A 12799-nucleotide genomic window follows, 5' to 3' on the forward strand; every position below is an offset into this window, starting at 1 on the left:
CTTTTCACACGAGGGGCGCAGACGTTATCCGGCGTGCATGTTAGGGGCAAGGGCAAGGCCCGTCATCACCATATCGGCCTCAAAGACAAAGCGCCCGGGGAAATGCATCCGCGCCGGGAAGGGGCCGATATCCGCGGTCAGAACCGCCTCGAACTGGCCGGTTTCCAGATCCGGGGTAATCTCGAACGCACTGAACTCCAGAAATTGCCCGGTGACAGGATACTGCGCCTTATAGGCCGCTTCCTTGGCGCTGAAGATCAGCCGGGCAAGGCGCCCCCGATGCGGCTCGGGCTGAACCGAAAGCCAGGCAAGCTCGGCCGGGGTGCAGATCTCGGGCCAGAGATCGGCGGGCAGATCGCCGCCCTCCTCCAGGTCGATCCCGATCGCCAGGTGATCCGCATCGCGGGCAACCGCGGCAATCGCAAGGCTCTGGATGTGAGTGATGCTGCCGGTGACCCCAGCGGGCCAGTCGGGCGAGCGGTCGGTGCGATGCAGGATCGGCTGCGGTGCCAGCCCAAGCGCGGCCATGGCACGGCGCGCGGCACGGCGCCCGGCGGCAAACTCGCGCAGGCGGGTGTCCACCGCACGCGGCATGCAGGCGGCTTCGCGGGGATCAAGGTCATCGGCGGGCTCCCAGGGGAAGGCCACGCCGATCTCAACACCTTTCGCAAACAGGCTCCGCGCCAGGGCTTCGGTCACATCGGGGTCAAAGATCAGGCCGCCATCACTCATCCCGCACGACGCCCCCGTGCTGCGCGCATCGCCCGGCGGCGCGACATGGTCTCGGACCGCTCGGCCTCATCCGCCCCTGACGTGTCGGCCTCGGCCTGTTCGGGCGTCGTGCCCATGAGCGTATCGAGATGCGCCGCAAGGGCATTGAGCGTCGGGAAGCGGAATATATCGGTGATCGACAGGCGCGGCACGTCAAGCTCGGCCCGCAATTCGCGATGCGCCTGCACCGCCAGAAGAGAATGCCCCCCGAGATCAAAGAAACTGTCCGATCCGCGCGGGTTGGGCACGCCAAGAATGCGCGTCCAGATCGCGGCGACCTCGGCGGCAGCCCCGGTTTTGGGCGCGCTCTCCACGGCCTCCGACGCGGTTGCCGCCTGCGGTGCGGGCAAGGCCTTGCGGTCGATCTTCTTGTTCGGTGTGAGCGGGAAACGCTCCAGCCCGACGATATGACGCGGCACCATGACTTCGGGCAGGTTGGCCGCCAGATCGCGCCGCAGCGCCGCCTCGTTCAGCGCATCGGCAATCACATAGGCCGCCAGTTCAGGCTCGCCCGTTGCGGCCTCACGGGCGATGACCACGGCTTCGCGCACACCGGGGAAGGCGGCGATCCGCGCCTCGATCTCGCCCAGCTCGATCCGCTGGCCGCGGATCTTGACCTGATGATCGGTGCGGCCCAGAAACTCCAGCCGCCCATCGGCACGCCAGCGCACCAGATCACCGGTGCGGTAAAGCCGCCCCTGCCCAGAGATGTGATCCGGCACGAAACGCTCGGCGGTCAGCGCGTCGCGCTGCCAATACCCGCGCGCCACGCCCGCCCCGCCGATCAGCAGCTCTCCGGCCACGCCGACGGGCACTGGCTGACCGGCGTCGTTCAGCACATAGGCCGTCTGGTTGGCCAGCGGTTTGCCCACCGGCATCGCCGCCTGCCCCTTGCCATCGCCGTCAATCGCATGGGTGGCGGACCAGATCGTCGTCTCCGTGGGCCCGTACATGTTGGTGATCTTTGCGCGGGTCACGCGGCGCAGCTCATCCACGAGCGACCCCGGCAGGGCCTCACCCCCCAGATAGAGATGCTGCACCCCGCCCAGGGCCATACGCGCCTCGTCATTCATGGTCAGCATGCGCGCCATCGACGGGGTGCATTGCATATGGGTAACCCGGTGGCGGATCAGTTGCGCCGCGATCGAGAAATCATCCTCGCGCAGGGCGGCCCCGGAATTGGACCGCTCGCGCACGGCGTTGAGATAATCAAGCCCTTCCAGAACATGCGCGTTGTCGATGCCATAGTCGATCAGGCAGGCAATCTCGCCCACGCCAAGCCGCTTGAGCTGTTCGACGCGTGCAATCCCATCCTCGACCGTGCCGAAGAGACCGGCATCGAAGAAATACCGCTCAAAGGCGAAGTCCAGAATGGCCTCCATCTCCTCGGGCTCCAGCTCGCCCAGGTCGAGCTCGAACGGGTTGCTCACCCCCTCGGGTTTCTTGAAGGCCGGGAAGGCCCAGGCATATTGCTTGATCAGGCCCGCCGCAGAGCGCAGATAGTCCTTGAGCGGCCCCTTGGCGATGTCCATCACGCGGTCGCGGTCCTCGCCGATCAGCGTGTGCAGCATGACCGTTACGGTCTTTTCCGCCGGGTCGAACCCGTTGTCGCGCAGCGCCTGATGGTAAAGCGTGATCTTCTCGCCCACCTCCTCGATGCTCTGGCCCAGAAGGTGGGTCAGCACATTCGCGCCGATCTCGCCCGCGCGTTTCCAGGTGGCCGGGTTGCCGGCAATCGTCACCCAGATGTTCAGCTCCGGGCTGACCGGGCGCGGCTGTGTGACCACAGGCACCATCGCGCCGTCCTTGCCCGCGAATTCCACCGCCTCGCCACGCCACAACCGGCGCACCTGGTCGATGGTGGCAAACATCGCATCGTTGTTGTTGGGCGGTGCATTCTCGGGGCGCAGAACAAAGTCATTGGGGTGCCAGCCCGACGCCATGGCCAGCCCCGTGCGTCCGTTGGTGAGATTGTCGATGACCGACCATTCCTCGGCAATCCGGGCCGGATGGTGCAGCGGAGCGACGCAAGAGCCCGCGCGCACCTCCAGATTGGTGGTGATCGCCGCCACGGCGGCGCCGGTCACGGCCGGGTTCGGATAGGGTCCGCCAAAGGCGTGGAAGTGCCGTTCGGGCGTCCAGAGCGCATCGAACCCGTTGGCGTCGGCAAACTTCGCCCCTTCAAGCAGAAGCTCATACTTGCCCCGGCCGGCATCGCAATCGTTGGACCAGTAATAAAGCGAGAAATCCGCCCGCTTGCCCGAGCCGGTGATGGGCCCGCCCGAGACAGAGGCGCGGCCTTCGTCACTGACCAGCACCAGTTTGAAGCCGCGCGCGAGGGTATAGAACAGCTCCAGCACGGATATATCGAAGGCCAGCGACGTGACGGCCATCCAGACACCGCCCTTGTCGTGGTCCACCACACCGTCCATGCCGGTGAAGAAATTGGCGACGTTGCGGTGTTCGATCATCACGCCCTTGGGGGTGCCGGTCGAGCCGGAGGTATAGATCACATAGGCCAGATCCTCCGGACCTGCGCCGCCGCTTACTCGCCCGTCCTGACGGCCAGTCTCGTCGGCAAGCACCACCGCTGCGTCACTGGTGGGCAGGCTGTCGCGCAGCGCCGCTTCGGTGACGATCACGCTGGCCCGGCTGTCGGTGACATAATGCGCCAGCCGATCCGCCGGATAGGCCGGGTCAAGCGGCACGTAAGCCCCGCCCGCCTTGAGGATCGCCAGCGCGCCAATCAGCAGAAGCGGGCCGCGTGCGACCATCAGGCCCACATGGCTGCCCGGGGCCACACCTTGCGCCTGCAACCTGGCCGCAAGGGCATTGGCCCGCGCATCAAGCTCGGCATAGCTGAGGCTCTGATCCTCGAAGATCAGCGCGGTCGCGTCGGGGGTCCGGTCTGCCTGCGCCTCGAACGCTGCATGAATGGTCAGCGGGCCGGTGACGTCCTGGCCCGTCCGGTTCCAGTCGCGAGTGACAAGCTGCGCTTCTTCGTCGGGCAGAACGGTCAGATCGGCAAAGCGCTCCGCCCGATCCAGCCGCTCCAGGATATGGGTCAGGCGCGCACCCAGTCGCGCCGCCGATGCCGTGGTCACGCGCCGCCCATCCACATGCAGCACAAGCGCACCGGTATCGGCGAGGCTGACGGTGACGGCCGCCCCGTCAAGCGGCGCATCCTCATTAAGGTTCAGTGCCAGATCGGGGGTGCCATGCCCCGCAAGCGCCGGATCGCGCAGGAACAGATCGGCGGCAAAAGCCCCATGCTCGGCACGCGCTGTCAGATGCGCTGAAACGGCCTCAAGCGCCACGCCAAGTGTGGCCTCCTGCGGTGCGGTGACCGGCACCCAGGCAGATCGCAGGCCGGTGTCGGTCTGACCGGCAAGGGCGATCAGGGCGGTGTCTTCGCCTGTGCTCAGCCGCGCCAGCGCCAGAACGGCGGTGGCCAGACGAGCCGGGTCCGACGGTGCCTTGACCTCAAGCGGGTGGCGGGCCGGTTGGGTCCGTTTCGCCGGGGCCTTGGCCAGCGGCAGCGGGGCCGGTTGCGCCGCGGTTAGAATCCGGGTCCAGCGCGGCTCGGCCTTCGCGGCATGCATCGCTGCGGTCTCGATCGCCTGGGCCTGCCCGGCCTCCGGGGCGCTCAGAACCATGCCAACCTGCAAAAGGCTCGCCGGATCCACCGCGCCACCGCGCATGTCGCGCAGCCCGCTCAGGTGGACCACACCCGCAGCGCTCGCCACGCGCAGCCCCATGGCCGTCACCTCGAGCACCGTGCCGGGCTCGGAGGCGCTGATCGTGTCCTCGGCCTCGACCGTGCCAACCGCCACCCAGGTTTCCCCGGTCAGAAGCTTCGGTGTGGTCAGCGGATTGCGATAGCCGCCGAAATCCAGCGCGCGGGCCTGACGGGCCAGCTCGACCGCCGGTTTGGCAAAGTCCAGCAACCCGCCCATCGCGGGCCGGTCGTCGCGGGCAAAATAACTGCGCTGGCTCAGGTCTTGCCGGGTGCGGTTGAGGGGGCCCGACACCAATTGTTCCACCACGCCGGGAAAGCTCTCCATCGCGGCGGCATAGCATTTGGAATTGAGCGAATAGGCGGTTTCGTCCTCGGCAATGTCGATCAGCCGCTGGTCGAGGATGTCGCCCTCATCCACGCCGCCCTCGATCAGGTGCCAGGTGATCCCGTGCTGTGCTTCGCCATTCCAGATGGCCCAGGCGGGCGTGTTCAGCCCTGCATAGCGCGGCAACGGGCCGTCGTGGAAGTTCACCGCGCCCTGGCGCGCCAAAGCCAGAACCGCGTCCGGGATGATCTTGAGATTGGCGATGCTCAGAAGCCAGTCGAACCCGCCGTCGGTCAACTCGGACGCCTTGTCCAGCACGCGCAGTCCCTTGCCTTCGGCCCAGCCGCGCACGGCATCGTCGGTGCTGACCACCGCTTTGATCTCATGCCCCTGATCCAGCAGGTGCTGCCCGCAGCCGACAGTGAGGGATTCGTCGCCCAGAAGTACGGTTGTCAGATGGGTCATTTGCTGTCCTCCGTGAGGGGTCGAGAAAGCGGAACGGCGCGGGGCTTGGGCGCAGGGCGCGTGAGCCCGTTCAACGAGAACGCGATAAGATCGCGCAGGAAATGGGGCGGGTCGGCCTGGGGTTTGCCCTGCACGAGCCGCCTGAGCCGCCAGATCAGCGCGCCGGTGATCCGCGCGCCGGTGGCAAGGGCGGCATAGGCCCGGCCATGCACCGTTGTGAAATAATAGCGCCGCGAGGCGAACCAGTAGGTCGGTGTCCGCGCCCATGTTTTCAGCCCGGTCGAGGCCGAGCCCACATGCACCGTGCGGCTTTGAGGCACATAATAGCAGTCCCACCCGGCACGGCGGGCGCGGTGGCACAGCTCGGTTTCCTCGTAATAGAGAAAGAACGTCTCATCGAAACCGCCGATCTGCCGCAGCATGTCAGCCCGGATCAAGAGGGATGCCCCGGCGGTCCAGTCCACCCGGGTCGTTTCGGCAGGGATCTCCATCGGCACCACCGCGCGGCGCAACATCCGCGTGATCAGCCCGGTGCGCGCCGCCCCTTCCAGCTCTCCGGCGATGGAGGGGAAACGGAAGACCGTGCAATGATCCTCGCCATCGGTGCCGCGGATATGCGACCCGGCGAACCCCGCGCGGGGGTGCTGGGCCATCACATCGAGCAGCTTTTGCACCGCGCCCTCATCGGGCCAGGCATCGGAATTGAGCAGGTAGTAGAAATCCGGCGCGCTGCCGTCGCTCATCCCCTGACGCATGCCGAAATTGTTGCCCGCGCCAAAGCCGCCATTCACCGGGCTTTGCACAACCCGCAGCGCCTCGCCTGCCTGCCACGCTGTCACGGCCCGGGTGATCTGTTCAAAAGAGTCGTCACCCGACCCGTTCTCGACAATCACCACCTCGCCGCCCAGGGCGCGCATTTCGCGCAGGGCGGCCTCGGCCGCCTTCACGGTCAGATCCGGCGTGCGGTAGTTCAGGATGATGGTCAGGATCTTGGGAGAGGTCACTGTCATCACTCCGCCGCTGTGATCGCGCCGGGCAGGTCGGCGGGTTTCGGTCGGTCTGGCTCGCGGGTCCGGAGCCGGGCGATCTCGTCGCGCAGATGCCGGGCGAGCACGGCCACATTGGGATCAAGCACCATGCTGTCATGATCGCCGGGCACTTCGATCACCTGCGTGCCGGGCACCCAGGGCGTCCATTGATTGTCGTCAAAGACATATTCCCGCTCGGCGCTGACGTAATTGCCTTTTGACACCGCCCAATGCCGGTCCAGCGGCGGGCGGAAGAGCAGCATGCGCCCGTCCCACGGCCTGAGCTGGTATTGGCCCACCGCATGGCGGAAGGCCATTTCGATCTTGTGATTGTTGAAGCCCTGGCCGCTGTCGCCCTGCACCTGGCGCTTGCTCAGCTCCCATTGCAGGCGGTTCAGCGCCCATTCTCTCAGATAGCCCGGCCCCTTGCGCCGCAGTTCCGCCAGCTTGATCATCGCCTTGTCACGGCGGCTGAGCGACGGGCGCACCGGCAGCGGCGTATCGAGCATCGCCAGAAGGTCCACCCTCTCGCCCATCGCCTCAAGCTGGTGGGCCATCTCATAGGCGGTGATCCCGCCCCCCGAGAAGCCCGACAGCCGGTACGGGCCGTGCGGCTGTACCTGACGGATCTCGGCGATATAGTCGGCAGCGGCCTGCTCGACGCTCATATGCGGCTCGTCCTCGCCCATCAGACCGCGCGCCTGCAGGCCATAGACCGGCTGATCGGGGCCCATCTGCTGTGCCAGGTGACGCAGGTTGAGCACATTGCCGAACATGCCCGCGACGATAAAGAGTGGCGGGGTTTTACCCTCGGAACGGTTGAGCGCCACCAGATGGGTGAAGCCCTGTTTGCGCGGCCCCTCGTCGGGCTCTGACGTGCCCGCCTCGGCAGGTGCGGTGCCGCCCCCGGTGCGCTCGTCGATCAGGGCGGCGATTTTGGCAATCGTCGGGGCCTCGAACAGCACCGAGATGGGGAATTGCGTGCCCCACTCCTTCTTGATCATCGCAAAGAGCCGCACCGCGATCAGCGAATGCCCACCAAGATCGAAGAAACTGTCTTCGGCGCCCACCGGGCTCACCCCAAGAAGCTTCTCCCAATGCGCCGCAAGCGCCTTTTCGGTGGGCGTGTCGGGGGCGACGAAATCGCCGTCCAGATCGGGCCGCTCAAAGCTTTGACCCTCGGCGGTCTCCTGCGCCGTGGCGGCGTCGGCCTGGGCCACCAGCCCGGCAAGGTCGAGCGATGACACCGTCACCTGCGGCAGGCCGAGCGACAGCGCCCGCATCAGCGCCTCGGTCCCCTCCTCGGGGCGGATGCCCTGGGTGATATTGTGCTGCAGCCGCTCTTCGTCCGGTGAAAGCGGCGCGCTGGCGTTCGCATCGTCAAATTCGATCTCGGCCGCACTCAGCGGGGCCGGTTTGCCAAAGGCCGCCTGATCCGCCAGCCGCTGCATCTGAAAGCCGGTGACCTCCATACAGACAAGGCCCGCCGCATCAGTCAGCGTGATGTCGAAACTGGCGAACCCGTCGCCATGCTCGGCCAGCCGCACCCAGCTTCTGATCTCACCCGGAAGCGGGCGCAGAAGCGCGATGCGCTGATAGCTGAGCGGCACCCACAGATGCCCGCCTTTGTAACCTGGGATAAGATGCATCGCCCAGCCGGTGGCCGGGTCGAGCAGACCGGGATGCGCAAGGTAGCCTTCGGCGATATCGGCCTGGCAGGCCTCGGGCAGGCGCAGCGTTGCGATCCCCTCGCCCTCGCCGATTGCCGTCTCGCGCAGCACATGCCAGCGCGGACCGAACGTCAGATGCGCCTCCTGCGGGGCCTTGAGACGGCCACCCTCCGGGGCCACATCGCGGTGGGTACAACGTGCGGCGATGGCGTCAAGATCCACATGCCGGATCTCCTCCTCGGGCAGATGCACCACCTGCGCCTGCGCGTTCAGCACGCTGCCGCTGCGCCCGTCGAGCGTAGCCGCACTGCGCAATTCCATCTCGCCGGAGGCGCTCAGATGAAGGCGCATCTCCCGTGTCTCGCCCTCGCCCACATCCAGCGCCCGAAGGAAGCTCAGATCCGTGATCTCGATCGGCAGGCTGTCCCCGCGCGCCGCCATCGCCTGCGCCGCCAGCTCGACAGACCCGGTGCCCGGCATCAGCGCATCGCCCGCCGCGGTGCGGTGCCCGTCGATCACCCAATGGCGCGCGGCACTGAGCGCGGTGCGCGCGATCTGCACATCATCGACGATCTGGCGTTCGTCCAGCAGGGGCTGGCCTGTCGGCATCCAGTGATCGTCCTGATCCTCGCCCAGCCGCGCGGCCATGGCTTGCGCCGCCATGCCGACCTCGGCCCAGACACCCCAGTTGACGGCGACCACCTTGGTTTTGGCCCCGCGCCGGGATTTCGCAAAAGCGTTCAGGTACTCGTTGGCGGCAGCATAATCCACCTGCCCCGCCGGGCGCGTCACGGTCGAGGTCGACGCAAACAGCACCATCAGCTCCAGCGTGCCGTCGGGGAACACCTCGTCGAGCACACGCAGGCCGGTGATCTTGGGGGCAAAAACGGCCTCCACCTCGGCCGTTTCCTTGGCCAGAAGGGGCGCGTCATGAATGGCGCCTGCGGCATGGATCACCCCGGTCAGCGAGCCGAACCGCGCCTGAACCTCCGCCGCCACGCGGGCCATGTCGAGCGTGTTGCAGACATCCCCCGCAACCGGCAGAACCTCTGCCCCTGCCTCTTCCAGCGCGCGTATGGCCTGGATGCGCCGTGCCGTCTTGTCGGCGGCGCCATGGCGGGCGAGATAGCTCTCCCATTCGTTACGGGCGGGCAAGGCGTCGCGCGACAGAAGCGCGATTTTCGCGCCATAGCGCGCGGCGATATCCCGCGCCAGCGTCAGCCCGATCCCGCCAAAACCACCGGTGATCAGGTAAACACCACCGCTGCGGAACGCCGCCGCCTCAGCGGGCGCGGCCAGCGGCGCAGGCTCGTGCGATTTCTCGAACCGCTTGTCGCCGCGATAAAGCACCTGCGCGCATCCGGGCGTGGCGGTCACCTCTTCCAGAACGCGCATGGCCAGCGGGCTCAGGCCCTCGCCGTCTGAGCCGCGCGCAAACCAGCCGCGCTGTGCCCTGCGGGGCAGTTCCAGATCAATCGTCCGGCAGGTCACGCCCGGCAACTCGCGCGGGATCACACCCGCAGGCCCCGCGACCAGGGCCTTTTCCGGATAGGGCAGCGGCTCATCGCGCAGCTGCTCGGCCCCGTTGGTGAAGATGTCCATCTGCACCGGATTGTCCGCATCCGCATGGCTCAGCGACTGGCCCAGATGCATCAGGCTGTAGAAGCCCAGCTCCAGGTTGCGGTCGAAGAAATTGCTGCCGGGGCGGAAGGTTTCACGCTCGGTCACGCCCCAGAAATGCGCGATGCGGCCAGGCAGGGCGTCATCCTCGGCCAAAAGCTCCATCAGCGCCTCATACGCCTCGCGCCCCATCTCTGCGGCCAGCGTATAGCGCCCCTCGCCGCTGCGCGCGGTCATGTCGCCAGGCCACACACGGGCCACCGGATGCGTCGCCGCTTCGAGCGCTGCGGCCACCGCCTCGCCCAGCCCCGCATCATCCATGAAGACAAGCCAGTTCTGCGTATCGACACGCGACAGATCCTGATCGGCGGCAAAACTGCTATCGGCAAAACGCGGACGCCAGAGCGGGCGATAGCCCCAGTTCTCCATCTCTTCCTGCCGCATCAGGGCGGCGGGCGCCGTTTCGGTGGCCGCGGCCTTGCCCGGCTCGATGAAATAGCGTTTGCGCTGGAAGGCGTAGCGCGGCAGCGGCACGCGGTTGCGCCGGGCCTCACCCCAGATCTGCGCCCAGTCCGCCTCGACCCCGCAGGCCCAGAGGCGGCCGATCACGCTGAGGAAATAGGCGTCATCCGCGATCTGCTGATCGGGGTGGCGCAAGCTGCTGATCACCTGTCCGGGCTTCAGGTCCGGGCACATCTGCGCCAGCGCGCTCAGCGCCTTACCGGGGCCCACTTCGAGATAGACGCGCTGTGTTTCCTCCGCCAGCTTGCGGATACAGGCCCCGAACTCCACGCGATTGCGTAGCTGGCCGACCCAGTATTCCGGGTCGGTGGCCTGCTTAGCGGTCAGCACCTCACCGGTGCGGTTCGAGAGGATCGGCAAGGTGGGGGCTTTCAGCTCCAGCCCCTGAAGGAAGCTGCGGAAATGGCCCAGGATCGGGTCCAGCATCCGCGAATGTGCGGCAATGTCGATGGCGACGCGCTGAAAGTCGATCTCTTCGGCCTTCAGCCGCTCGGCCAGCGCGTCAAGCTTGGCATCGGGGCCGGAAACCGCGCTCAATTCCGGCGCATTGACCGACGCGATATCCAGATCATCGCCCACCAGCTCTTCCAGACGCTCGACCGAGACCGACACGCTCAGCATCCCGCCCTTCGGCACCGTGTCAAAAAGCCGCCCGCGCAGCAGCACAAGGTCGATGCAGTTCTCGAAACTCATCACGCCCGCCAGCGCGGCGGCGGTGTTTTCGCCCATGGAATGCCCGACAAGCGCCGCAGGCTTCACCCCCCAGCTCATCCAGAGCTGGGCCAGGGCAAACTCCACGATCATGATCAGCGGCAATTGCACCGAGGGCTGTTTCAGCTTCGCCTCGGCAGCGGCCTCTTCGCCCTCTTCCGGCAGCCAGAGCGCGCGAATGTCATAGTCAAGCTGCGCCTGAAGGTGATCAAGCCCACGGTCCATCCATTCGGCAAAAACCGGCTCGGTCTCATAAAGATCGCGCGCCATATGGGTGTATTGCGCACCCCCGCCGGGGAACATGAAAACCGTCTCGGGATCCGCACCCAGATGATCATGGTTAAAGACCCGGCGCGCATCGCCCTCCTCCAGCAGGGCCGCGGCCTCTTCATGGGTCTCTGCCACGACCACGCGGCGTTTCTCAAAGGCCCGGCGGCCGTTCTTGAGTGTCCAGGCAATATCGGCCAACGGCTGGTCCGGATTGGCGCGCAGATGCTCGGCCAGCGCCTTGGTATTGGCCTCCAGCGCCGCTTTGGAGCGGCCCGAGACACAGAGCACATGGAAGGGCCAGTCACTTTCCTCCGAAGCGGGCCGCGCCGGTGCTTCCTCAAGGATCGCATGGGCATTGGTGCCACCCACGCCCAGGCTGTTCACCCCCGCCCGCCGGGGCGAGCCGCGCCCGTCCCAGTCGCGCAAGCTGTCGTTCACCGAGAACGGGCTGTGCTCGAAATCAATCGCCGGGTTCGGCGCCTCATAGCCAAGGGAGGGCGGCATCTGCCGGTTATGCAGCCCAAGCGAGGCTTTCACCAGGCTCGCCACACCCGCCGCCGTATCCAGATGGCCGATATTGGTCTTGACCGACCCGATCCGGGCAAAGCCGGTTTTGTTCGTGGTTCTCGCATAGGCTTCGGTCAGGGCCGACACCTCGATCGGGTCGCCCAGATAGGTGCCGGTGCCGTGGCATTCGACGTAATCCATCGTGTCCGCCGTGACGTCCGCCACCTGAAGCGCGCGGGCCACCGCCTCGGCCTGGCCATCCACCGAGGGCGCCAGATAGCTCGCCTTGTCGGCGCCATCGTTATTGACGGCCGATCCACGGATAATCGCATAGATATGATCGCCATCGGCCTCGGCATCGCTCAGCCGCCGCAGCGCCACACAGCCCGCGCCCGAGCCAAACACCGTGCCCTGCGCGCGGTGGTCAAACGCATGGCAATGCCCGTCAGGCGACAGGATCTCGTTTTCCTTGAACACATAGCCGCGTCCATGCGGCAACTCGATGGTCACGCCGCCCGCCAGCGCCATGTCGCAATCGCCCTGCCTGAGCGCATTGCAGGCATAATGCACCGCCACAAGCGAGGTCGAACAGGCCGTCTGGATGTTGATGCTCGGCCCCTTGAGGTCGAGGATATGGCTGATCCGGGTGGCCAGGAAATCCTTGTCATTACCGGTATGGCGCAACAGGAACAGCCCCACATCGTCCAGAAGATCCGGGTTGGAACACAGGTTGAAATAGAAATAGCTGCCCATGCCGCAGCCCGCATAGACACCAATCGCGCCCTTGAAGCTTTCGGGCATATGCCCGGCACTTTCCAGGGCACCCCAGCTCACCTCCATGAACTTGCGGTGTTGCGGGTCGAGAATGGCCGCTTCCTTGGCGGAAAAACCGAAAAACTCGGCGTCGAACTCGTCAAACGCCTTCAGCCGTGCGGCGTGACGGACATAATTGCGATGGGCAAGTTTCTCGGGCGCTTCGCCAGCCGCCAGAAGCGCCTCGTCATCCAGCGCCTCGATGCTTTCCACGCCGTCGCGCAGGTTTTCCCAGAACTGGTTGATCCCGGGCGCGCCAGGCAGGTCCACATCCATACCCACAATCGCAATGGGCTCAACCGGCACCGAATGCGCATTCACATTTTTCATAAACTCAACACCTGCATTCGACATGGTC

The 12799-nt window shown here is 66.2% G+C and carries 4 protein-coding genes; all 4 read right to left on the minus strand.

Annotated features, from left to right (window positions below; translation table 11 throughout):
• Positions 1-24: 24 nt before the first annotated feature.
• The 4 genes from EI983_RS15095 to EI983_RS15110 are packed head-to-tail and all read right to left on the minus strand — an operon-like array spanning position 25 to position 12771.
• Positions 25-732, minus strand: coding sequence for a 4'-phosphopantetheinyl transferase family protein (locus tag EI983_RS15095; protein WP_157708189.1), 708 nt, complete (start codon positions 730-732; stop codon positions 25-27).
• Positions 729-5300 carry a MupA/Atu3671 family FMN-dependent luciferase-like monooxygenase gene (locus tag EI983_RS15100; protein ID WP_157708190.1) on the minus strand — a complete coding sequence of 1524 codons (4572 nt, stop codon included), beginning with the start codon at positions 5298-5300 and terminating at the stop codon, positions 729-731. Before EI983_RS15100 ends, EI983_RS15095 begins: the two co-directional genes overlap by 4 nt.
• Positions 5297-6310, minus strand: coding sequence for a glycosyltransferase family 2 protein (locus EI983_RS15105; protein WP_157708191.1), 1014 nt, complete (start codon positions 6308-6310; stop codon positions 5297-5299). The genes EI983_RS15100 and EI983_RS15105 overlap by 4 nt, the downstream gene beginning before the upstream one ends.
• The gene (locus EI983_RS15110) at positions 6310-12771 is read right to left on the minus strand and encodes a type I polyketide synthase (RefSeq protein WP_198389314.1); all 6462 of its coding nucleotides are present in this window, start codon (positions 12769-12771) and stop codon (positions 6310-6312) included. The genes EI983_RS15105 and EI983_RS15110 overlap by 1 nt, the downstream gene beginning before the upstream one ends.
• Positions 12772-12799: the final 28 nt, after the last annotated feature.

Origin of the sequence: Roseovarius faecimaris (assembly GCF_009762325.1) — a bacterium.
In the GTDB taxonomy this organism is placed as follows: Bacteria; Pseudomonadota; Alphaproteobacteria; order Rhodobacterales; family Rhodobacteraceae; genus Roseovarius; species Roseovarius faecimaris.